General features: G+C 36.0%; 21 protein-coding genes and 1 pseudogene. 4 read left to right on the top strand and 18 right to left on the bottom strand.

Features of this window, described 5'->3' with window-relative positions; all coding sequences use genetic code 11:
- Positions 1-133 precede the first annotated feature (133 nt).
- The 13 genes from Q0Y84_RS09850 to Q0Y84_RS09910 all read right to left on the bottom strand — a co-directional run bounded on the left by Q0Y84_RS09850 (position 134) and on the right by Q0Y84_RS09910 (position 14,389).
- Positions 134-1,288: a glycosyltransferase family 4 protein gene (locus Q0Y84_RS09850; protein WP_297953159.1), complete on the bottom strand. Its 1,155-nt coding sequence runs from the start codon at positions 1,286-1,288 to the stop codon at positions 134-136.
- A gap of 106 nt (positions 1,289-1,394) precedes the next feature.
- Positions 1,395-3,032 carry a ribonuclease Y gene (gene rny / locus Q0Y84_RS09855; RefSeq protein WP_297953161.1) on the bottom strand — a complete coding sequence of 546 codons (1,638 nt, stop codon included), beginning with the start codon at positions 3,030-3,032 and terminating at the stop codon, positions 1,395-1,397.
- A 114-nt stretch (positions 3,033-3,146) separates the two neighbouring features.
- Positions 3,147-4,247: a recombinase RecA gene (recA, locus tag Q0Y84_RS09860; RefSeq protein ID WP_297953168.1), complete on the bottom strand. Its 1,101-nt coding sequence runs from the start codon at positions 4,245-4,247 to the stop codon at positions 3,147-3,149.
- Positions 4,248-4,438: 191 nt separating this feature from the next.
- Complete coding sequence (gene pgsA, locus Q0Y84_RS09865; protein WP_297953169.1) at positions 4,439-4,999, bottom strand: CDP-diacylglycerol--glycerol-3-phosphate 3-phosphatidyltransferase; 561 nt, start codon at positions 4,997-4,999, stop codon at positions 4,439-4,441.
- 21 nt (positions 5,000-5,020) lie between these two features.
- The gene (locus Q0Y84_RS09870) at positions 5,021-6,103 is read right to left on the bottom strand and encodes a helix-turn-helix domain-containing protein (protein ID WP_297953170.1); all 1,083 of its coding nucleotides are present in this window, start codon (positions 6,101-6,103) and stop codon (positions 5,021-5,023) included.
- Positions 6,104-6,170: 67 nt separating this feature from the next.
- Positions 6,171-6,899, bottom strand: coding sequence for an SDR family NAD(P)-dependent oxidoreductase (locus Q0Y84_RS09875; protein WP_297953171.1), 729 nt, complete (start codon positions 6,897-6,899; stop codon positions 6,171-6,173).
- 12 nt (positions 6,900-6,911) lie between these two features.
- Positions 6,912-8,156 (bottom strand): pitrilysin family protein, encoded by a 1,245-nt coding sequence (locus Q0Y84_RS09880; RefSeq protein ID WP_297953172.1) that lies wholly within the window; start codon positions 8,154-8,156, stop codon positions 6,912-6,914.
- Positions 8,153-9,367: an insulinase family protein gene (locus Q0Y84_RS09885; RefSeq protein ID WP_297953173.1), complete on the bottom strand. Its 1,215-nt coding sequence runs from the start codon at positions 9,365-9,367 to the stop codon at positions 8,153-8,155. The genes Q0Y84_RS09880 and Q0Y84_RS09885 overlap by 4 nt, the downstream gene beginning before the upstream one ends.
- Positions 9,354-11,777 carry a DNA translocase FtsK gene (locus Q0Y84_RS09890; RefSeq protein WP_297953174.1) on the bottom strand — a complete coding sequence of 808 codons (2,424 nt, stop codon included), beginning with the start codon at positions 11,775-11,777 and terminating at the stop codon, positions 9,354-9,356. Before Q0Y84_RS09890 ends, Q0Y84_RS09885 begins: the two co-directional genes overlap by 14 nt.
- A gap of 12 nt (positions 11,778-11,789) precedes the next feature.
- Positions 11,790-12,185: a DUF1149 family protein gene (locus tag Q0Y84_RS09895; protein WP_297953175.1), complete on the bottom strand. Its 396-nt coding sequence runs from the start codon at positions 12,183-12,185 to the stop codon at positions 11,790-11,792.
- Entirely contained in the window at positions 12,185-12,745 is a 561-nt protein-coding gene (locus Q0Y84_RS09900; RefSeq protein ID WP_297953176.1) for a tRNA (cytidine(34)-2'-O)-methyltransferase, read from the bottom strand. Before Q0Y84_RS09900 ends, Q0Y84_RS09895 begins: the two co-directional genes overlap by 1 nt.
- A gap of 56 nt (positions 12,746-12,801) precedes the next feature.
- The gene (locus Q0Y84_RS09905) at positions 12,802-13,992 is read right to left on the bottom strand and encodes an AI-2E family transporter (protein ID WP_297953177.1); all 1,191 of its coding nucleotides are present in this window, start codon (positions 13,990-13,992) and stop codon (positions 12,802-12,804) included.
- 16 nt (positions 13,993-14,008) lie between these two features.
- On the bottom strand, positions 14,009-14,389 hold the full coding sequence (locus tag Q0Y84_RS09910; protein WP_297953178.1) for a PTS glucitol/sorbitol transporter subunit IIA: 381 nt from the start codon (positions 14,387-14,389) through the stop codon (positions 14,009-14,011).
- Between the two features lie 175 nt (positions 14,390-14,564).
- Between Q0Y84_RS09910 and Q0Y84_RS09915 the strand changes: the two genes are divergently transcribed.
- Positions 14,565-15,593: a lactonase family protein gene (locus Q0Y84_RS09915; protein ID WP_297953179.1), complete on the top strand. Its 1,029-nt coding sequence runs from the start codon at positions 14,565-14,567 to the stop codon at positions 15,591-15,593.
- A 117-nt stretch (positions 15,594-15,710) separates the two neighbouring features.
- Positions 15,711-16,403, top strand: coding sequence for a TVP38/TMEM64 family protein (locus Q0Y84_RS09920; RefSeq protein ID WP_297953180.1), 693 nt, complete (start codon positions 15,711-15,713; stop codon positions 16,401-16,403).
- A 30-nt stretch (positions 16,404-16,433) separates the two neighbouring features.
- Here Q0Y84_RS09920 and Q0Y84_RS09925 read toward each other — a convergent pair whose 3' ends face one another.
- The 4 genes from Q0Y84_RS09925 to Q0Y84_RS09940 form a co-directional block, all read right to left on the bottom strand.
- Positions 16,434-18,209, bottom strand: coding sequence for an oleate hydratase (locus Q0Y84_RS09925; RefSeq protein ID WP_297953181.1), 1,776 nt, complete (start codon positions 18,207-18,209; stop codon positions 16,434-16,436).
- Between the two features lie 104 nt (positions 18,210-18,313).
- Positions 18,314-19,219, bottom strand: coding sequence for an RluA family pseudouridine synthase (locus Q0Y84_RS09930; RefSeq protein WP_297953182.1), 906 nt, complete (start codon positions 19,217-19,219; stop codon positions 18,314-18,316).
- Complete coding sequence (locus tag Q0Y84_RS09935) at positions 19,212-20,015, bottom strand: NAD kinase (RefSeq protein WP_297953183.1); 804 nt, start codon at positions 20,013-20,015, stop codon at positions 19,212-19,214. Before Q0Y84_RS09935 ends, Q0Y84_RS09930 begins: the two co-directional genes overlap by 8 nt.
- Positions 20,012-20,644: a GTP pyrophosphokinase family protein gene (locus tag Q0Y84_RS09940; RefSeq protein ID WP_297953184.1), complete on the bottom strand. Its 633-nt coding sequence runs from the start codon at positions 20,642-20,644 to the stop codon at positions 20,012-20,014. The genes Q0Y84_RS09935 and Q0Y84_RS09940 overlap by 4 nt, the downstream gene beginning before the upstream one ends.
- A 77-nt stretch (positions 20,645-20,721) precedes the next feature.
- Between Q0Y84_RS09940 and Q0Y84_RS09945 the strand changes: the two genes are divergently transcribed.
- Both Q0Y84_RS09945 and Q0Y84_RS09950 read left to right on the top strand, forming a co-directional pair.
- Positions 20,722-21,330, top strand: a complete 609-nt coding sequence (locus tag Q0Y84_RS09945; RefSeq protein WP_297953185.1) for a CYTH domain-containing protein — start codon at positions 20,722-20,724, stop codon at positions 21,328-21,330.
- Positions 21,331-21,416: 86 nt separating this feature from the next.
- Positions 21,417-22,034 (top strand): DsbA family protein, encoded by a 618-nt coding sequence (locus Q0Y84_RS09950; RefSeq protein ID WP_297953186.1) that lies wholly within the window; start codon positions 21,417-21,419, stop codon positions 22,032-22,034.
- On the opposite strand, the pseudogene Q0Y84_RS09955 reads toward Q0Y84_RS09950, so the two are convergent.
- Positions 22,031-22,780, bottom strand: a pseudogene (locus Q0Y84_RS09955) (competence protein CoiA family protein); the annotation flags it as partial. The gene Q0Y84_RS09950 and the pseudogene Q0Y84_RS09955 sit on opposite strands and share 4 nt — an antisense overlap.
- Positions 22,781-22,855 lie beyond the last annotated feature (75 nt).

The raw sequence follows: 22,855 nt of genomic DNA on the forward strand, positions 1-22,855 counted from the left end.
GAACTCCTTTTTCTAATGTTTAAAGAAATAAATTTAAGGAATCATTCATCCTTACACAAACTATTTTACAGTCTCAACAATTATCATGAGCAATAAAAAATCATTTGGATAATCCGATATCCAAATGATTTTTTTACTTATTATTCTTACTCTTTAATTGATCTGGCTTTTCATCCCCCAAATGCCAAACTTCAATTGTCGGATCATTTTTACTCCTTTGATTAATAATTTTCTGAATCACATGCATCAAAGGATGGTACTTTTCTCCTAATAAGCCAATTGACTCCACAAAATACTCTAAAGCAACTAGCAACCCTAAAATCAATAACCAAGTACCCCAAGCCGGTGAAAGTAAAAATAGCAGGGAAATAAATGAAAAGACCAACGAAAGAGCATAGATCGTTAATACCGTTTGTCGGTGGGTTAAGCCCATACGCATTAACTGATGATGCAAGTGATGCTTATCTGCCTCTGAAATTGGCTTCTTATTTAACTTTCTTCGAATCATGGCATAAACCGTATCAGTAATTGGCACACCCAAAATGATAATCGGTACTAATAGTGAAATGAAAGTTACATTTTTTAAACCCTTTAATGATAAAACGGCAATCATAAAACCAATGTATAAAGCTCCGGTATCACCTAAAAATATTTTAGCTGGGTGAAAATTATAGGGCAAAAAGCCTAATAAACAAGCAGCCAGCATAAAACAAGCAATTGGTACATAAAGCTGGTGAGTATGTAAGAAGAAATACCCGACGATTCCCATTGTGGTCAAAGAGATCATTGAAACACCATCAGCTAACCCATCCAAACCATCGATTAAGTTAACTGCATTAGTTAGCGCCAAAATCCAAAAAATAGTTATTGGGAAACTCCACCAACCCAAATTTACTTCATGCGACATAAATGGAACTTTTAAAACATTCATTCTAATGCCTGCTAAAAAGTAGATAATTAGCGAAGCAATAAAAATTCCAAACATTTTTTGTCTGGGTTTTAGCTCTAAAATATCATCAATTAATCCTGTCAACACAATTACACTTGAAGCAAGCAAAATTGAAAATATTTCATGTGTTGGAAATTGCTCCCGCAATAAAACAAAAGTACCGATATTAAAAGTAACAAAAATCCCTAATCCTCCAATAGTGGGCATTGGCTTTTTATTAACACGGCGAGCATTAGGATTATCAACAGCCCCTAAAACAAAGGCAAGCCGTCGAATAAACGGTGTAATTGCCGCTGAGATAATTACTAATAAGAATAATTCAACAATAATTTTAAACATATTTGGCTACTTTCCTTATTTACTTGTTCTAATTATACAAGTAGTCCGGAATTTGCACAAATCGCAAAAAAGGTTTGGAAAACAATCTTTCCAAACCTTTTTGACTTTATTTAGCAATTGCTACAACTCGTTTTTCACGGATAACGGTAATCTTAATATTACCTGGATAATCAAGTTCTTTTTCAACTTGATTACGAATATCACGTGCCAAAATAACCGTATGATCATCTGAAATTTCATCGGGTTCAACCATCACACGAACTTCACGTCCTGCTTGGATAGCATAAGCTTGCTTAACGCCTTGATAGCTCTTGGCAATCTTTTCCAAATCGGTTAAACGTCTAATGTAATTTTCTAGACTCTCGCTTCTTGCACCAGGTCGTGCACTCGAAATCGTATCTGCTGCAACAACTAGTTCAGCAATAAACGATAACTTCGGTACATCTCCGTGGTGCGCAGCAATCGCATTTACTACAACATCGGGTTCATGATACTTTCGGGTCAATTCAACCCCAATCTCTACGTGAGAGCCTTCAATATCATGATCGATGGCTTTACCAATATCGTGTAATAACCCCGCGCGCACTGCTAATTTTTCATCTAAGCCCAATTCTGCAGCCATTGTACCTGCTAACTTACCAACTTCAATTGAGTGAGACAAAACATTTTGTCCATAAGAAGTACGATATTTAAGGCGGCCAAGCGTTTTAACCAATTCAGGATTCATCCGGTGAATCCCAAGTTCCATCAAAGCACTTTCACCGGCTTCATAAATATCATCATTAACTTCTTTTCTAGCCTTATCGACCATTTCTTCAATTCTAGCTGGATGAATACGGCCATCCTTAATCAGGCGTTCCATTGCTCTTTTAGCAATTTCACGTCTGATTGGATCAAACCCACTCAAGGTAACAACTTTTGGCGTATCATCAATAATTAGATCTATTCCTGTCAAAGCTTCGAATGAACGAATATTTCGACCTTCACGGCCAATAATTCGTCCCTTCATTTCTTCATTTGGCAAGTCGACAACAGAAACAGTTGTTTCAGCAACCGTATCTGCTGCACTACTTTGAATAGCATCCACAATGATTTGGTTAGCATAATGATCAGCTTTAGCTTTTACTTCTTCATTGCTATTTCTAATCATCTCGGCACGCTCTTTAACTAACTCATCAGATAATTGGCTAAGTACAATCTTCTTAGCTTCTTCCTTATCTAATTTAGCTACATCATAGAGCTTACGCCGTCTAGTTTCTACTAATTCTTCAGCCTCAGTTAATTTTGCCTTTAAGCTAGCATCCTGCTGCTTCAATTGGTCTTCCTTTTGCGTGAGTCCATTTTCTCGTTCGTCTAATAAAGAATTCTTATGATCTAAGGTATCTTCACGTTGTTGCAAACGATTTTTCTCCCGAGCTAAATTATCTTTTTTAGTATTTAATTCATCCTCGGTTTTTTGCCTATAATCACGAATTTGTTCTTGAGCTTCAAGAATTTTTTCTTTTTTAGTATTTTCTGCACTTTGCTTAACAGCTACTGCTGCTTGTTTTTGTGCATTAACTTCAGCTTGAGCTGCAGCTACTTGAGCTTTAGCATCAGCCAAAATGTGGTCAGCATCATTCTGCGCATTTTGAGCTTTTTGTTCCCAAGAATGCTTGCGAATTGCATAGCCAACCACTGAACCCACCAAAAGTGAAACAATGGCAGTTGCGACGGGAATCATAATTGTTAGCATATTATTCATGATTACTATCGCCTTTTTTAGAATTATTCACACAACTTTTATGATAAAGAACCTCTCTGTCCATGTCAATTAAATCAAAAAACCTTGGAAAATAAATCCAAGGTTTTTTCATAATTATTTTGTTTGTTCAGTCTCCTTATTTGTAGCAGCTTTCTTTTCAGCAGCAGCTTCTTCGCGTTTTTCCTTAATCTTTTCTGGATTTTCGCGATCAGCAATTGATTTATCATCAATGCCATATGCTTGACGGACTTGCTGTTGAATTTCTTGATAGATATCTTGATGTTCTTCAAGGTACTTCTTAGCATTTTCACGCCCTTGACCAATTCGGTCGCTCTTGTATGAGTACCATGAACCAGCTTTATCAATAATACCCTTATCGGCAGCCATATCCAATAATTCACCGCTTTGAGAAATACCTTTACCATACATAATATCTACTTCTGCCACCTTAAATGGTGGAGCAACCTTGTTCTTGACAACCTTAATTTTTACTCGGTTACCAAGAACATCTCCTGATTGCTTAATTTGTTCGGCTCTTCTTACTTCCAAACGAATTGTTGAGTAAAACTTAAGTGCACGACCACCTGGGGTAGTTTCAGGATTACCAAACATTACCCCAACTTTTTCACGAATCTGGTTAATAAAAATAGCGATCGTCTTAGTCTTCGAAATAGTTCCTGACAACTTACGCAAAGCTTGACTCATTAATCTTGCTTGAAGACCAACATGGGCATCCCCCATTTCACCTTCAATTTCAGCACGTGGCACCAATGCAGCAACCGAGTCAACTACCACAATGTCAATTGCCCCACTGGAAATTAAAGTATCAGCAATTTGCAAGCCTTCTTCACCAGTGTTAGGTTGTGACAAAATCAATGAATCGATATCTACGCCTAAAGCTTCAGCATAAGCAGGATCCATCGCATTTTCAGCGTCAATATATGCAGCAGTTCCGCCACGCTTTTGTACTTCTGCTACTGCATGCAAAGCAACAGTAGTCTTACCAGATGATTCTGGGCCATAAACTTCAATAATACGGCCACGAGGATAGCCGCCTACACCGATAGCGGCATCTAGAGCTAGTGATCCGGTAGGAACTGTTGAAATCTGTGTATCGGCTTTTTCACCCATCCGCATAACAGCACCTTTGCCGAAATTCTTTTCGATTTTCTTAAGCGCTGCATCTAAAGCAGCCTGTTTTTCGTCTTTGGCCATTTATGTCCTCCTATTTTTCATACTCAATAATTATACTTTGACCATCATCCAATTTGCAAGAAAAATGCAAACGAACGTTCAAAGGATTTTGCCCTCTACTATTTATTACGCAAAAAATTGCAATTATTTTTTTACAAAATAAAAAAAGAAGCATTTTTTTGCTTCTTTCAATTTATTTTTAATACTTTTCTTTACATTGAGCCCTTGAATACACCCCATGATTGGTGGAAGTAATCGTAACCTGAGTAAATAGTAAAGATCAATGCAAGCCAAAGTAAAATAGTACCAATGTACCAGAAGTCACCGATCAACAAGAAAATGATTGATAACATTTGGCAAGTAGTCTTGATCTTACCCGGCATCTTAGCAGCTAATACTTGTCCCTTATTTTCTGCCAAAATCAAACGTAAACCAGTAACAGCTAATTCACGGCAAACGATGATGGCAACAATCCAAGCTGGAGCCAAGTTCAATTGAACTAAAAAGATAAATGCAGTCATCGTCAACATTTTGTCTGCTAGAGGATCAGCAAACTTACCAAAGTTGGTAACCATGTTGCGTGAACGAGCAATATGACCATCAAACCAATCAGTAGCTGAAGCTACGGCAAAGACGATCGCAGCAATTACCCGGCTCCAATAAACAGTTGAGCCTGCTGCTACAACATGAGCATTCCCACCAAAAATAATGATTAACATAAATACTGGAATCAAAAAGATTCTAAAAACAGTAAGTTTATTAGGTAAATTCATTCTAACTCTCCTAAATTAATTTTAGTTGTTGTTATTATCTCCGCCATCATTGCCGCCATTGTTATTGGCTGTAGATGATTGAGTTGTAGATGATTGTTGTTGAGTTTGACTACTTTGTTGAGTCTGTTGACTGCTTTGAGTAGTTGCTGACGACTGCTGGCGACTACTTTGACGTGTAGTACTGCTTTGAGTAGTTGTACGACTTTGAGTAGAGCTACTGTTATTAGTAGTATTATCATTATTAGTCGTAGTATTGTTATTAGTACTTTGACTAGTAGTTCTCTTACCCTTGCCAATCAACAAAGTAATTGTCCGATATGCATTATTAGGTGCATATGGAACCTTTTTACCAGCAATAGTAATTGAAGTACCATTGTCGTTGCCTAAAGTGATGACTACTCTTTCTGCATTGCTTGGCAAAGTCATTGTATGCTTTTGCTTGGCAAGCAATGTTGATTGCCAGCTATTAGCATTGCCATTAACTTGAACACCTGCAGAAATATTTTGGGTATCACCGGCACGAACAACCAAACGACGATTCTTCTTTAAGCCAGTAACTCGGTATTCATTATCATTAATCTTAGTAACCTTAACTTTGCTTACTGCTACCTTCTTAGGTTTCTTAGAAGATGATGATGAAGACTTTTGTGATGAAACAGTTACATCATTATTATTAGCTTGATTATTTTGTCTACTTGAAGAAAGACGAGCATACAATACATAAACCACAAGAATAACAATGATTACACCTAAACCAATTGCAATTCGTGGTAAATAATTTTTCCACAAATTCTTCTTGTTATTAGTAGTTTCACGTACTTCTTCACTCTTGTTATCAATCGAGTTTTCTACGTACTCATCAGGCTTAGCTTCTGGAACATCTTCATGATAATCACTTAAGAGTTCCTTACCATCCAAGCCAACTACTTGTGCATATTGACGAATAAATGCCCTAACATAAAAATCGCCTGGAAGCTTATCAAATTCATTTTTTTCAATTGCTTCAAGATATCTGCTTTGAATCTTAGTAGCTTTTTCAATATCTGCAATCGAAAGTCCTTTAGCCTCTCTAGCGCTCTTTAATTTGTCTCCGATATCTGCCATATTTACCTCTTCAAATTTTAATTTAACAAATTGAGTATACCATAAAATTCTGATTACAACGCCTTAGTTATAAAAGCCAGCCACCAGTTACATAAATTGTCTGCCCGGTTAAATAACCACTGCGTTGATCCAGCAACGTTCTAACCCAGTATGAAATATCATTTCCAACTGCCCAGCGACCAATTGGAATTTCCTCTTGAACTTCTTGCATCGTCTCTTCAGAAAAGATTGCATTCATCTGCGTCTTAACAGCACCAGGTGCAATTACATTAGCTGTTAGATTATTTGAAGCGACTTCACGTGCATAAGCTTGAGCAAATCTAGTTAATCCGCCTTTAGTTGCACTGTAGACACTTTCTAACGCACTTCCGGCACCACCATAAACTGAACCTAAATAAACTATCCGACTAAAATTTTGCTTCATCAGCTGCGGCTCTAACAATTTAGTTAGTTTAATTGGCACAGTAAGATTTATGTTAATTAATTTAGTAATGTCACTCAGGTCTTCATCACCCAAAAAACCATACTTAGTAATTCCTTGAGCAAAAACTGCTGCATTAACTGGCAATAAATTTTTAACAAACCTAGTTAGTTCTGTATCCCTAACAGCAAAATCCAGTTGTACCGGCATAAAATCTTGCTTAGAATACTTTGCAAATAATTCTTGAGCTAATTCTTGAGCTCCTTGAGCATTAGAATGATAGTGCAAATATAGTGACCAACCCGCATCTGCCAAATCTCGACAAATCTCTTGTCCAATACCACCAGTTGCACCAAAGACAATCGCTCGTTTCAACTTATCAACCCCTTACTTGTTTTCTAAGTAAGCAGAACAAATAGCACTATCTTTCATTATTTCTTGGCAATAGTTATAGAATTGATCAAAATCCATCGTCTGCAATTTAGCTATATTTTGAGCTAAATTTTCATGATCTAAGTTTTCCTCAATCAATTCAATTGCCAAATAAGACAGATCATTGCTTGTTCTTACAGTACGAGCTAACCATTCCTTTTTTTGCAAAATGAAATTTTGTTTAATGAAACGATATTCAACTGAATTCTTCTTGAGTGGTTCAGTCAATACCTTTTTTATCTCTGCAATTACTGCCGGACTTTGGGGACTTACACCAAAAATTGTTGCAAAATCACCTTGTCTAGTGTAGTTAACGGAAATTTGCAACGAATCCATCAGCAGCTGCTTTTTTCTCATTTCTTCAAACCATGGTCCCATCGCACTTAGTTTTGATTCTAACATTATTTCTAATAGAATTTGAGTCAAATCAAAGCTTGATAATACTTTCTTAAAGTTTTTAAAGCGAATTCCCAAACCAAAAGCATTAGAATTGCTGTTAGTTGGCAAAACTTGATCATGCATTTTAGCAAATTTAATTTGTTTTGCTACAGGTGATTGGTCACTACCATGCAAATATTTTCCCTGTAATTTTCCTACTTGGCGCAAAATAGTCTGCACTTGATTATCAGAAAAATCACCACAAGCTACGAATTGCATTTTTCCAGGCACATAGTTTGCCTCATAAACTTGGGTTAAATTTTTAACCGTAACTTGTTTAATTGACTTTTCAGTTCCTACAACTTCAATACCCAAATTAGAATTATTAAACATGTCATGCATAATTGCATTATTCACATTCCAAGTAGGATCATCTTGATACATAGCCAATTCTTGAGTAATAATCGGTGCCTCTTGAGCTATATTTTCTTTTGTAAAATATGGCTGCCCTACTAGTTCAAACAAGAGATCAATCATCTTAGGCGTATGCTCAATCCCACTACAGTAAAACATCGTTTCATTAAACGAAGTAAATGCATTGACATCAGCACCAATTTCTTCAAATTGTGCAGATAAATCACCCATTTTTTTAGCAAATAATTTATGTTCTAAAAAGTGAGCTGAGCCAGCAACTTGTTGAGGATCACTGCTACCAAAATCGACGATTACGCCAAAAAAACGTTGATAAAAATTAGGCTTTAAAATAATTTCAGCTTTAAAACCTGATGGATATTCTTTTTTGATAATTCTAGGTGTTATCATTTTAAAACATAGCTTTCATTAAAAAATAAATTTTGTGCAAAAGCCACCAATTGTTTAGGAGTAGCTTTTTTAATTGCACTTTCACGATCAAAATCCAAGTAGCCAGGAAATAATTCTCCACGCAACATTTGACCTAATTGCCAACTTTGCCCATCTAAGCCTATTTTCATAGTACGCAACATTGCTTTTTTAGCTTTTTTAAATAAATTATCATCTACTTCGCCTTGAATTATTTTCCCTATCTCGGTAAGAATAATTTTTTTTGCTGCTTCAATTTTATTAGGATCAAGGCCAGCACTTACTAAAAACAAAGAATTGTTAGCAAAGCAATTAGCCTCGACATTATATGCTGCACCTAATTGCTCACGAATTTGAGTAAACAATTTTGATGATTGATCCCCAGCCAAATATTGTGCCAATAATATTCCCAGCACTTGACCACGATAGTCAATCTCTTGCTCTAAACCAAATCCTATCAACAACTGAGTCTGTGTATTTCCCTGCTTATCTTCTTTTTCAATTAGATTTCTTTTAGCAGAAATAGTTAAAGCGTCTGTTTGAAAGGGCTTGGTTAAGCCAGTTTGTTGAAACATCGTTTGCGCTAATTTAGAAACCAATTTGTTATCTCTTGTCATTCCTAAGATTAATATCGGCACATCAGACAAATTATGCCAGTAATGCATCATCGATGTACTAGTTGCAGCCTTAATCTCATCAAGTGAACCAATAAAAGTTTCTGCATAATCAGGCTGATCCTGATACCACGATTTGAAGAACTGCTCTAAAGCATAATTAGTCGGTTGTTCAATTAATTCTTGATATTCTTCAGCTAATTGCCTTTTCGCATATTCCACCATCGGCTCTGCAAAATTAGGGTGATTAACAATCTGTGCAATTGCATTAAGGATCTCCTCGTATGTGTAATGAGGATCTAATATTTCTATTGGTTCCACAAAATTAGCATAATAAGTCAAAATGACTTCTTTACCAAAAACCTGGGGCACAATTTCTAATTGCAAATCATACAGATCAGCTAATCTTTTTTGCTGTAAAGCTAATGATGGATAGCTTAAACAACTGTTCATTTGCATTCGAGCCAATAAACTAGCGTAAGCTAGATTATGCTTAGTGAGCGGCAAACGCAAAAAACAGCCAATAGCGGCTGTTGTGAATTTTTTATTTTTTCTAACTGTAATATTAGTTGTGAGCATTGTTTGAATTACCTTCATTCTTTATCGGCGGTACTAAAACTTGTCGCGGTTTTGAACCCTCAGATGGACCAACAATTCCTTTGGCTTCCATTTCATCAACAATTCTGGCAGCTCGATTATAGCCAATTCTAAAACGACGTTGCAACATAGACACACTAGCTGTCTGCTGCCGGCGTACTAAGTCGACAGCTTGATTATAGAACTCATCTTCTGGTTCATCATTTTCACTGTCGTTACTTGATGAACTTTCTCCTTTTTTAGGAATCATTGTTTCATCATAATCGACTTCTTGTTGCTTTTTAACCCATTCAATTACACGTTCTACTTCATCACTTGCAATATAAGCGCCTTGAACACGCTCTGGCTTAGAAGCCCCTATTGGCATATAAAGCATATCACCGCGTCCCAGTAGTTTTTCTGCACCAGTTTGATCCAAAATAGTTCTGGAGTCAACCCCGCTTGAGACAGCAAAAGAAATTCTTGATGGGACATTTGCCTTAATTAATCCAGTAATAACATCAACACTTGGACGCTGAGTTGCTAAAATCATGTGGATACCGGCAGCACGTGCCATTTGACCTAAACGGACGATTGCGCCTTCAACATCGTGACCACCGACCATCATTAAATCACTAAGTTCATCAACCACAACCAAGATATAAGGCAATGGTTTCATGACCGGCTTAGATTTATCGCGATTGTTTTCGGCTACCTTTTGGTTATACTCGCCCATATTTCTAACGCCGCCTGCAGCAAATAGTTTATATCGGCGCTCCATTTCTTTAACTACTTTTCTAAGCGCATTAGCAGCTAATTTGGCATCGGTCACAACTGGAATTAATAAATGTGGCACTCCATTATAGACAGAAAGTTCTACCATTTTTGGATCAATTAAAACCAATTTAACTTCTTCTGGTCGGGCTTTCATCAAGATGCTGGCCAAAATCGTATTAATTGCCACAGACTTACCAGACCCAGTTGAACCAGCAATCAATAAGTGGGGCATTTTGGCTAAGTTAGCAGAAATAATACTGCCAGTAACATCTTTTCCCAAAGGAACATCCATTGGATCTTTCTTTGCCTTATTATCTTGGTGCTCCATTACGTCCTTAAACGAAACAACAGAAGTTGCACGATTAGGTACTTCAATTCCGATAAATGGTTTACCTGGAATTGGCGCTTCAATTCTGATGTCTTTAGCCGCTAAAGCTAAAGCTAGATCATCAGCCAAATTAACGATTCGGCTAACCTTAACTCCGACAGCAGGTTGAACTTCGTAACGCGTGATTGTAGGGCCTAAAATTGCCTTTTTAATGATTACTTTAACACCAAAGCTTTTAAATGTTGATTGCAAGACTTGAGTATTTTTCTTAATCAAATCTCGATCGGTACTTTGATCAGTTGATTTAATTGGATCAAGCAAACTTAGAGGAGGCTTTTTATAGGCCTTATTAACTGCGACATCGGTTTTTAATTCACCATGGTCAACATCAGCTAATTCTCGCTTTAGCTTTTGATCGTCTTCCGCAAAGGAATGAGACTTAGGCAAAGCCTTCTCTACATCATCATGTTGCGGCGCAATCTGAATTTGTGGCTCCGGTGCTTCCTCTGGTTCGACTTCTACGTCTTCACTTGTTGGGGTTACAGCTTCATCGGTAGGGTCATCTGGATCAAAATCAGCCACATTCGGAAAAATTGGTTTACTATCATCAGCAGATATATCTTCAGCCTGAGCTTGTTCGATGCTTTTTTGCTGTCGTCTTTTTTCCAGTACATCGTTATACTTATCCTTAACTTTCACGCCAGCTTCTTTATTCTTTTTAATAAACAATTGGCTAATTGTTTGAAACTTTTCAATAATTGTCCTGAATTTAACATCAAAGAACATTAAAATCCCAATAGGCAATAATAAGATGGCAAAAAGGCGGACACCGATTTGACCCAATAAAGGATAAAAGACTTGATAAGCTAGCGAACCAATTAATCCACCGCCAACACTTTCAGTCACTCCAGCACGACCAAACTCCGCTACCATTGCATGCCAAAAAGAATTCAAAAAATTACTGTTAACAAGTTCATGTTCAAAATATAGATTGCATTGCAGCAATAAAATACCCAAAAAAGCAATTGCTAGTCCCAAACTTCGTTTAAGTGTCAACTGAACCGGTTGATTATAAATTAAATTAACTAAACCAAAAAGTCCCAGCAAACCTGCAGCAAATAAATAAGAATCACCGAAGAACATTCGAATCAAATTGGCAATTTGCTTACCTAAAATACCGAAGCGGACAAAAGCTAATCCCGCTATTAAAATTAAGATTAAACCGCAAATACTCCAATTAAGATTTTGTTTTTTACTTGCCTTTCGTTTGCTGTAGCTCTTTTTAGCTTTTTTCTTTCTTGCAGGCATCTACTCACCTGACTAATTATTGAATTCAGCTTTGAAATTTAAGTTAACGGGCTGACCCAAAGTCAATTGAGTAGTTTCATAAATCAAAGTTTCAAGCTGTTCAACCAACGGACGAGTTAATAATTGCCAATCTGAATTACTAATATCAGAACCGTCACCATGATAATCTTTTATTTGAATAATTTGATGAATCAACCCACTTGCTTCAAACATAGCTGGTGCAGGTACTACATCATATTGTATAGCTACATCATAATAACTGCCATTAGCTTCTGAATGTTCATCATCACCGCTGACATCTAATTTTCTAATTCCTGGTCGAACATCACTAACTGGCTTAGTCTTTTCATCAACTAAGTCATAATGAAATGCTTGCACAATAATTTCTGTTTGTTTTTCAAAATCCATTATTTATTCTCCCCTAAATTACGTTCATATCTTTCTGGACGATCATAGTCATCTTTCAACTTATCATTTTCATAATGGTGAGTTGTTTCCATATTAGGAAAACCTTGTTGGCGTAAAGCTTCAAGCAAAACCATTGCTACAGAGTTAGATAAATTATAGCAACGAATATTATCAGACATTGGAATTCGTAAATTGCGGTCATAATATTCACGCATAAAAGTTTCTGGCAAACCAGTTGTTTCCTTACCAAAAACAAAATAATAATTTTTATCAGGATCAGTATAATCAACTTGTGCATAATTTTTAGATGAGAACTTAGAAATCAAATACATCTCATCATTTGGTCCCAATGTTTTTAAAAAAGCATTCAAGTCATCATGCATTCGCACATCAACTTTATCCCAGTAATCAAGCCCGGCACGCTTCATTTTTTTATTATCAATTTGAAAACCTAAGGGCTCAATCAAATCAAGGACAGTATTAGTCCCAGCACAAGTACGAGCAATATTACCAGTATTGGCTGGCATCAATGGTTCATACAAAACTACGTGATTAGTCATTCAAAAACTCCTTATCAAAAAAGCGTAGCTTTTAAGCCACGCTTCAAAACTATTTACTATTTATTCGTTTCATCATGATCTGCATCCCCCGTGGTCGAAGAAACAGTATCTTCCTCAAAGAGTTTAGATTCTCTTCGATAATAATTGTACACGCGAGACACAATAATCTTCAAGATCGCATAAATTGGAATACCGAAAATTACACCCCATAAGCCCCAAACGGCACTAGCACCAATTAACAGCAAGATAGTAGTTATCGGATGCATTTCCATCTTGCTTCCCATTACCCAAGGACTCAGAATTCTTGATTCAATGGTTTGCTCAATCGCAAAAACAATCAAAACTTTAATTAACATCGAGCCCGAAGTCATAATAGAAATTACAACTACCGGAATCATCGCTATCGGTGTACCAAAATATGGAATTAAATTCATAACCCCAGCTAGAATCGCCAAAGCCAAACCATAGGGCAAACCAATTAAAATGTAGCCCAATGAAAACATTACGCCGACCCAAAAGGCAACGGTAATTTGTCCTCGAACATATGAGGCAACAGCATAATTAATATCATACAACAGTTTACTAAAACTAGCTTGCCACCTCTCTGGTGCAAATCTAGTAATATATGGTCGCAGTTGATGTCCATCCTTCAACATAAAAAATAGGATAAATGGTGCAGTCAATAAAGTCATTGCCACCATTGTAATGATACTTACAGCTGATGAAATATTACCAATTGTTGCATTAATGGTATTTTGACCAGATTTAAATAAAGTCCTTTGTGTATCATTAATCATACCCTTAATACTGCCCTTAAAAGCAGACAAACGCGGATCACGCAAGGCACTCTGGGTTGCGTTAACTGCATCATTCCAGATATGAGGCCAATTTTTAATCAATGAATTAACCTGATTTTGCGCAATAGGAACCAAAATATTAATAATCCAAATTAACGCAACAATCACGATGATAAATAAGGCCAAAATTGTGACTACACGGGGTATTTTAAATTTTCTTTCACACCAATCAACAACAGGATTCATGACATAGTACTGAATCACCGCTACTAATAATGGCGGTAAAATTGCACTAAAGAAAACCCATGCAGGATTCAGCATAAAAGATACTTTATTAAAAATCCAAATAACTAAAAAAAACAATAGGATATTTAATAAAACAATACTAAAACGATTATCTAGGAACCATTTTTTTAAGATAGTTCCACCCCTATGTTGGTTATTTTCCATCTACTCGTCCCAAACTTTAAATATGTTCATAAACAATGTCATCGTCAACTTTAAAGTTAGGTAATGGTTGATCAATATCTGGATCAAAGTAAATCGCATTAGCAAGTGGAGTTTTAGAAACAGGACGGTTAAAGAACAAAGTTGCGTGACCTAAGGCCTTCATATTGCTTTCTACCATTGGGCCTACATAATTAGCAACATAGGTTTGACCATCAACAGTAATTGTGTCACCTTTCTTAAAAACGAAACCACTAACTGGTGTATCGGAACTAAATTTTTGGATAACAGAAACGTCTTCCAAATCTTTATTAGCGCCTTCACCAAATAAAATTACCATGCCATCTTTATTATCGACAGCTTTTTTACCAATTTTTTTAATATTTGCAATCCATTTCATAATATTACCTCTCTTTAAAAATAATTTTAGCATAAGAAAAGCTGCTTAAAAACTTAAGCAACTTAAAATCAATGATTATTTTCATCCAACAACAAATTGGATTTTTACGCGCCTAATCTACTTCCATGCTATACTTTACTTTAGAATTATTTTCTTTAGAGACGGAGGCCCATACATGAAGGTTTTAATCGGAGGTTATACCAAAAAAACTTCTAAGGGGATTTATGAATTACCCTTTACTGGTCAAGAAGCAGATGCTCGCTTAGGTAAAGCAGAAAATATTATTAGCGTTGGTGGTCCAACTTATTTTCAAAAAGATGGCGACTTAATTTTTACCATTAACAATGCCGGTGATGAAGGTGGCATTAGTGTTTTTCAATTAAGTAACCAAGATGCTAACGAAGTTGATCGCTATTTAACACCAGGTTCTTCACCAGCTTATGTTGGCATTAACCACAACAAAAAGTTAATTTATACTGCTAATTATCATACCGCTGTTTTATCCGTTTTTCGTTATAACGACGGTGGTAAGCTCGACTTAGTTGATACCGTTACTCATCAAGCTGAATCCTTAGGTCCCCGTCCTGAACAAGTCGATGGTCCCCATCCTCACTTTTTCGACGAAACCCCAGCTGGTAATTTAGTTAGTTGTGATCTTGGTAATGATACCGTTGATTTTTACAAATTAGAAAATGACCACCTAAAACATTTGGCTCAATATAAATGCGAAGCAGGTTTTGGTAGCCGTCATATTGTCTTTAGTAAAGACGGTAACTATTTCTACGTAGTTGGCGAGCTTTCCAGTCAAATCAATCTAGTTAAGTTTGATGAAAATATTTGGGATTTTGAAAGTATTGCAACCTACAAAACAATTCCTGCTGATTTCACCGAACACAACGGCGCTGCAGCATTATATATCAGTCAAGATGGTAAATACGTTTATAATTCTAACAGAGGTCACAACTCAATTACTGTCTTTAAGGTCAACGATGATCACACTTTAAACTTGGTCCAACGCGTTTCAACTTTTGGTAATTTTCCACGTGACTTTAACTGGGATAAAACTGAACATTATGTAGTTGCAGCCAATCAAAACTCATCCAACGCTACCCTCTATACTAGAAATGCTGGTACCGGTGCTTTAACTCCAATTCAAAAAGATATTCCTGTGCCAGAAGGTACGCGAGTTATCTTTACTAAATAACATTCCTAAATAAAAATTTTTCAATAAGCTGTAATGCAAGGCTGCATCATGGCTTTTTTATTCTCACAATTTAAAGTAAAATATAGTTATACAAACAAAAAATAAGAAGGTGACAAAGTGAAACGAAAAATAATTCGAATATTACTCTTTATTCTTGGTGGTTTATTAGGCTTATTGCTCTTATATAAGCTTTACCTAAATTACCGTCCAGAAATTGAATTACTCCTTCATTTTGATCACCACAATGAGCAAGTATTAGTTAACATGGTCCGCAGTCACGGAATCGAGGATCTAGCTTTTCTCTTCTTGCTCAACGCAATTTGCGTTGCCATCCCTGGTTTATCAAACGGGATTTTCTGTGTACTTAACGGAATCCTTTATGGTCCAGCGATTGGTTTTTTAGTAAACTGGATCAGTGATATTCTGGGACAACTAATTTTAATGGAATTGTTGCAAAAACTTTATGATATGAAAAAAATGACGAGCAGCAAGATTTTTAAATTTTTAACCAGCTTAAAGTATCCAATGATTGGGCTAACACTCGGTTACTTGATTCCTTTCATCCCTAGCGCTACTGTTAGTTACGTTAATATTATGATTAATAAAAATAATCGTAAAAAACAAATCTTTCCTATTGTCATTGGTGTAGTACCTTTTGCCTATCTCTACGCTTACGGTGGTGATTCAATTCTCCACTTGGACAAGCGGCGTTTAATCGAAGCAGTAATTTGGGTAGTTGCAGTTGCTTTATTTGCCTTAGCTATTTTGTTAGCTTTAAAATTAATCAAAAGACGTACAAAAAAAGCTTGAGAAAATTCAAGCTTTTTTGATTGCTTTAATTTAAACCAGATTTGCTTCTTCTAGCAGCTCCTCAATCCAGGTCTTTTTGATTTTCTTCATCCCAGTTTTAAGTGCTAATTTTTCTGGCAATGGCATCTCTTGATCGACTAATTTCTTCTTATCAAACATGTAGTACATTGCCCGAAGAAGTTGACGAATATCATAGATTGAATCATAAACTTCAGGTACGCCACGATCGACATTAAGCAAAGTATAGACAGCTTCCATTCCTGTTCGTACCGAATATTCAGTCGTAAAGACCGTATCTCTAGTCGGTGATTCAGCGAAGTTACCAATAAAGGCAATATTAACCGAACCTTCAGGAACAACAGCCGGACGATCACCATCATGACGCGGCATAAAGTAACTAGTGATGTAAGGCATATAAACTGGTACAGTATTCATATTTTCTTCACTAGCCAACTCACTAATTTGACTTTCTGGCACACCCAGGTGATATAACATTTCCTCAGCAATTTCTTTACCAGTACAGTCAACGATTCTCTTCTTAATGTAGTTACCTTCAGTATCTGAATACAATGCATAAATCCAGATTACAATTTCATCTGGTTTTTGACTCTTGAAGTGAGGCTGACGGTGAATCGTAAAACTAAGCTCCCAATTAGAGTCAACTACAGTAATAATTCCACCAGTATTGACTTTGCCATCATAAAGACTACGCTTGGTTAAACGTTCAAAATAAGGTGCCAATTTTTTATTCTTCAAAGTAGTCGTAGCAGAAACAAACCAACTGCGCTCTGGCAAGTTTTCACAGAAGACATCTGGATGACCAAAAGCTGGATCTTGTTTAGCCAAGTTTTCCCATAATTTCCAGGATGAACCCTTAGCATGAGTAATTGGCGCTGGCGTATCTTGATTACCATAAGTTGAACTCTCAGTGATCGAACCATTAGTTACAAAAACAAGATCATCTGGTGTCAACTCAATATCGCTTTGCTTGCCATCCTTAGTCATCACGATCTTCTTGGCAATCTTTTGCTTGCCTTCATGGTCAACAATTACATTATCAACGTGACAGTTATATTTAAATTGAACGCCATGATCTTTCAAATATGCCAAAAGTGGCTTAACCATTGATTCATATTGGTTATACTTGTTAAACTTCAATGCCGTAAAGTCTGGCAAACCATCAATATGATGAATAAAGCGCATCGCATAACGACGCATTTCAGCTAAGGAATGCCATTTTTCAAAGGCAAACATTGTGGACCAATATGACCAGAAATTGGTTTTGAAGAAATCATCACTAAAGAATTCTTCAATTGTTTCACCTTGAATTTCTTTTTCTGGCGTCATGATCAACTTAACAATTTCATTAGCGCATTTGCCTAATCCATATTGACCATCACTTGGCAGACGATCGCCACGATTATAAATCAAACGACAATTTGATGAATTAGGATCCTCTTTATCTAACCAATAATATTCATCCAAGTATGATGCACCAGGGATCTCCAAACTTGGAATTGATCTGTACATATCCCACATACATTCAAAGTGATTTTCCATTTCGCGGCCGCCACGAACCACAAATCCAGCATTAGGACGTTTAGCTCCATCAAGAGAACCACCAGCTACTGGTAATTCTTCCAAAATGTGGATTCTTTCGCCCTTCATTTGGGCATCACGAACTAAAAATACCGCTGCCGATAAACCAGCTAGCCCACTACCAATAATATAGGCCGACTTTTTATCCACGCCTGCTGGCTTTTTAGCATCCGCAAAAGCTTCATAATTACCATTGGAATAATACATAAAGGCATCCTCTTTTCTGTATAAGTATAGTTTTAATATTATACTTTCATTTTAAAGAAAACGGTTACCGTATGCAAGCTTTTTAGAAGTTCTAGCTAATAATTTTAGAATTCTTTATTAATTAATGTTTGCCACAAATTTTGCATATCAGCTGGATCTTCAAGCTCAATTTTTTTATGTTTTTGTTGGTCAAAAGGATCAGGAAAATCTAAATAAAAGCAATTTAGAGCTTGACGCGAGAAATTATCCTGAACGCCATATAAGGGATCGCCATACAATGGATGACCCAAATAAGCCATATGTACGCGAATCTGGTGCGTTCTACCAGTAAGCAGGCGTAGTTCAACCAGACTGGCTCCTGCAACTTGATCTAACACCTGATATTCAGTTTGAGCAGGCTTGCCACCCTCAATTACCGCTCTTTTTACACTTGTCCCTTTTTTGCCAAGCGGTTGATCAATTAAACCAGTTAGTTGATTAGGAGCAAAACTGCCATGTACGATGGCATGATATTTTTTTACAAATTTTGCTTTATTAATTTTGCTAAAACGAGCATGAGCGATTGAGTTTTTTCCTACTAAAACCAGACCCGAAGTATCACGATCTAATCTAGTAACCACATGTGGTTTTAAATTATGTTCATTCTTTTTGGCAAAATATCCTAATAGTCGATTAACCACGGCATCATCATCTTCATACCGCGAAGGAATTGATAATACTCCAGCTGTTTTATTAACTACCAGATAATTTGGCGTTTCTAACACAATTGATACCGGCTTACTTGATGGCTTTAAAAAAACATTTTTCTTCTCTTCACCACTGATAAATAGCACTTCATCACCAGTCTTAAGATTAAAACTAGTATATCTTCTTTTATGGTTAACTAAAATCATTCCATGATGATGCTTAGCATTATTCAACGCCTGATGAGAAAAACCATTTTTTAACAAAAAAGGACCCAATTTTTTTGGATCTTTTTCTTGTACCGTTAATTTAAATAAATTATTCATTCTGATCATTATCCCCAATAAATGAATTTTGTACTCGTGACCAAAAATTATGATGACCAAATTGATCAAATTGAATAGAATGACGTGAAATACGATACTCAATTTTCTTAGCATTTCGCACATCAATTCTGGTTCCATCAACCGTCATCACAAAGTGATCTGCATTAGGAACGATCGTAATCCATTGATCAGGTGCAATTACAATCGGTGAAGACAAAGTTCTAAAAACACGATTATTGATTGAGGCAATTTCGGTCATTTGCAAAGCTTTCAAGCGTGGATGAATTACTGCCCCACCCAATGACTTACCATAAGCCGTTGACCCAGTGGGGGTTGAAACACACAAGCCATCGCCACGAAAGTTTTCAAACAATTGATCATTGATATAAACATCCGCTTCAAGCGTATGTGACACTCGCTTAACAGCTGACTCATTAACAGCTAAATGGTAATGGGTCTCACCTGATTCAGTTAGTACCTTAATCTCCAGCAAAGGATACTTAGCTGGTTCACCTTTAGTCATTGCTAATGCATCAACCATTTTTTTAATATTATAGTTGCGCCAATCAGTATAGAATCCCAAATGACCTGTATGAATTCCAATAAAGCGCACAGAATCTACTTGATTTTCATAGCGATGAAAGGCATTGATGAGAGTGCCATCACCACCGACAGTAATCACTACATCAGGATATTTAGCATCAAAAATAAATCCTTTATCCTGAAGCAACTTTTTTAACTGCACTACTGTTTTTAATGTTTTATCATAGTTATTATGCGCTATTGTCACTTTCATAATTTTTCTTTGCCCTTATTTTTGGTAAAAATTTTCTGAGCTTCTTGGACCTCATCCTTAATAGACGACATTTCTTCATCTAACTTATAAGCTGCTTCAGCCGTTGACTTTAATCTAGCTGAAATATCATCAGGATAAGCACCCTGATATTTGTAATTTAACGTGTGTTCAACCGTAGCCCAAAAATTCATCGCCAAAGTTCTAATTTGAATTTCAGCAATTAGCTTTTTTGGCCCCTCAGGTAAGTAAACCATATAGTTAATTACCATATGATATGAACGATAACCACTCGGCTTAGCATTTTGGATATAATCACGCTCTTCAACCACTTCCATGTCATCGCGAGCATGAATTAGATCTACCACCTTATAAATATCATCAACAAACTGAGTTACAATTCTAATTCCTGCAATATCTTGCATATCCGTCTCAATGACGTCAGGACTAATTACTCGGCGTTCCATTTTTTCTTTGATAGAATCTACAGTTTTTACACGGCCAATTACAAATTCGATAGGTGAATGTTCTCCTTTAGTCAAAAAGCCTTGTCTAAGAGAACGAAATTTAACCTTTAACTCACGTACAGCTTCGTTATAAGGCCACAAGAAGTTATCCCAATCTATTTCCATGAGAAAACATTCCTTTCTTAAGCAAACAAACTCATTTTACCATATAATTAAGTTAAACAGTTCGGAGGAAAAAACAGATGAGTAAAAATCGAGAAATTGAAGCAAAAACACTTTTAAACAAAAAGGTCTATGATCAAATTACTAGCGCTTTTCCAGTTAGAAGTGATTTTATTCAAGAAAATTATTATTTTGATACAGCAGACAATTTATTAAAAAAGCATCAAATTAGTCTGCGTATCAGAATTTACGCTACTCACGCAGAACAAACGATGAAAGTACCAGATCCAAACCCAGTGCAAAAGATTTTTCATGAAGCGATTGAAATTAATGATAATTTATCTCATGAACAAGCACAAAAGTTAGTAGCACAAAAGCAATTTAAATTTACTGGCAATATTGGCACATACCTTGATAAACACTTTACTACTGAACAAAGGGATCTACGTCTTTTTACCTGGAGTAAAACTCATAGAATCCTGTTAAATGGCCCACAAAATTGTGAATTGACCCTAGATGCTACATCTTACCCTGATGGCTATCAAGATTGGGAATTAGAAATTGAAAACACAGATCCTAATTTAATCCAAAAAATTCAGAGTCAACTTGAACAAAAATATCATTTTAAACAGACAGCTGCTAACACTAATCAGAGCAAAATCGCTCGTGCAAGCGCTCACTCAAAGTAATATATAAAAAATAAAGCATATTTTTTGTCACTCATTTTTTTCTTGCTAAAATAAAAAAGTAGTAAATTACTAAAGGGGTCGAGAGTATGTTTGAGATTTTTTTATTCATCAATCCAATAGGGATTTATTGTTATGACACTGAAAGACAAATTCGAAAAGCCGTTGATGAATTAGGAGTTGACGTTTGCTATCACTATATTCCCATCGCAAATGTCTGTTTAATCAATGATGATGTCATTCGTCGACGTAAAGATGCCCAAAAATTATCTGACATAAGTAGCTTTTCTAAAGCTACTTATGAAGCATTAGAAAATTACCATGCAATTAAACTTGCCTATGGCAACAAAAAAGCTCGCAACTATTTGTATGAATTACAAAAGAATTTAAGCAACGATGCCTCAGCCTACACTCCTGATTTGCTTCAACGCATTACTCAAAAAATGCACATCAAGGATGAAGATATTCGAGCAATTAAACAAACTGATTATTTGCGAACTTCAATTGAAGAAGATCAAAAATTAGCTAATCAGTGGAACATTAAAGCTACACCTACTACTGTTATCTTCAATGAAGATAATGAACAAAATGGCGTATTACTGGAAGGACCAATTAACCAGTGTGATCTAATTAATCTAATGCTTCCAGATTGCCAAGAATGCATTCCAAATTGTCTATCTGAGAAAAATCATTTGCGCCTTATCTAATAAGGCGCTTTTTTTTGCAAAAATTCACTTACTTTATCATCTTCACCAGGATTACGCCAAACAGTAAAAACTGCATCTGGTAAATCGTCAATTGTCAATTTGCGTTCATAAAGCATTTTACCAATACGTAATCCTAACTTAGTTTTTTGCGTAATTTGCCGCCGTAAATATAGTTTTTGAGCAGTAATATTTAACGGATATGATTTTTTAACCGGCTTATACTGCCAAAAGCTTTTAATTCCTAATTCATCGAGCAAAAATAATTCACTTTGATACACGATCTTATTAGTTAACGGCTCTTGTAAAACATTGTATTTCAAATAAAAACAATTTTTGCTTGGGTTAATTTCTAAATAATAATTGCCCCAAATTTTATTTTTCCGAAAAAAGATTAACTGCCTCTGCTTTAACCGTCGTTTTAAATAATGACGTTGACCCACAATCCAAATATCTTTTACACCGATTTTTTGATAAAGGCGGTGCCGATGATTAAACTCTTGCTGGCTCAACGGTGCACATTGAACTTCAAATGCCAATTTAGCTGAAGCTAGTACATCAGCCCGCAATTGTCCTTCTGCCAACGGAATTTCAACTTCTGCTTTAAAACCAGCTGCAGTTAATGCTGATTTTAATAACATTTTTGCTTGATGATGTTCCTCTTTTTCACCCATCAAATTAGTATATTTTACAAGATGTTTAAAAAAAGCTGATTTTTGCTCCGACATAATTAAAATCACTTTTTTATTGAGACTGTAAAATAGTTTGTGTAAGGATGAATGATTCCTTAAATTTATTTCTTTAAACATTAGAAAAAGGAGTTC

The organism is uncultured Lactobacillus sp., assembly GCF_947367125.1.
Lineage (GTDB): Bacteria > Bacillota > Bacilli > Lactobacillales > Lactobacillaceae > Lactobacillus.

Coding starts and splice junctions, on each gene's coding strand:
- Q0Y84_RS09910 (WP_297953178.1), bottom strand. CDS start 14,389: ATGAAATGGATTGCAAATATTAAAAAAATTGGTAAAAAAGCTGTCGAT.
- Q0Y84_RS09935 (WP_297953183.1), bottom strand. CDS start 20,015: ATGAAAGTGACAATAGCGCATAATAACTATGATAAAACATTAAAAACA.
- recA (WP_297953168.1), bottom strand. CDS start 4,247: ATGGCCAAAGACGAAAAACAGGCTGCTTTAGATGCAGCGCTTAAGAAA.
- Q0Y84_RS09915 (WP_297953179.1), top strand. CDS start 14,565: ATGAAGGTTTTAATCGGAGGTTATACCAAAAAAACTTCTAAGGGGATT.
- Q0Y84_RS09945 (WP_297953185.1), top strand. CDS start 20,722: ATGAGTAAAAATCGAGAAATTGAAGCAAAAACACTTTTAAACAAAAAG.
- pgsA (WP_297953169.1), bottom strand. CDS start 4,999: ATGAATTTACCTAATAAACTTACTGTTTTTAGAATCTTTTTGATTCCA.
- Q0Y84_RS09930 (WP_297953182.1), bottom strand. CDS start 19,219: ATGAATAATTTATTTAAATTAACGGTACAAGAAAAAGATCCAAAAAAA.
- Q0Y84_RS09905 (WP_297953177.1), bottom strand. CDS start 13,992: ATGGAAAATAACCAACATAGGGGTGGAACTATCTTAAAAAAATGGTTC.
- Q0Y84_RS09870 (WP_297953170.1), bottom strand. CDS start 6,103: ATGGCAGATATCGGAGACAAATTAAAGAGCGCTAGAGAGGCTAAAGGA.
- Q0Y84_RS09885 (WP_297953173.1), bottom strand. CDS start 9,367: ATGCTCACAACTAATATTACAGTTAGAAAAAATAAAAAATTCACAACA.
- Q0Y84_RS09900 (WP_297953176.1), bottom strand. CDS start 12,745: ATGACTAATCACGTAGTTTTGTATGAACCATTGATGCCAGCCAATACT.
- Q0Y84_RS09925 (WP_297953181.1), bottom strand. CDS start 18,209: ATGTATTATTCCAATGGTAATTATGAAGCTTTTGCGGATGCTAAAAAG.
- Q0Y84_RS09850 (WP_297953159.1), bottom strand. CDS start 1,288: ATGTTTAAAATTATTGTTGAATTATTCTTATTAGTAATTATCTCAGCG.
- Q0Y84_RS09880 (WP_297953172.1), bottom strand. CDS start 8,156: ATGATAACACCTAGAATTATCAAAAAAGAATATCCATCAGGTTTTAAA.
- Q0Y84_RS09940 (WP_297953184.1), bottom strand. CDS start 20,644: ATGGAAATAGATTGGGATAACTTCTTGTGGCCTTATAACGAAGCTGTA.
- Q0Y84_RS09890 (WP_297953174.1), bottom strand. CDS start 11,777: ATGCCTGCAAGAAAGAAAAAAGCTAAAAAGAGCTACAGCAAACGAAAG.
- Q0Y84_RS09895 (WP_297953175.1), bottom strand. CDS start 12,185: ATGGATTTTGAAAAACAAACAGAAATTATTGTGCAAGCATTTCATTAT.
- Q0Y84_RS09950 (WP_297953186.1), top strand. CDS start 21,417: ATGTTTGAGATTTTTTTATTCATCAATCCAATAGGGATTTATTGTTAT.
- rny (WP_297953161.1), bottom strand. CDS start 3,032: ATGAATAATATGCTAACAATTATGATTCCCGTCGCAACTGCCATTGTT.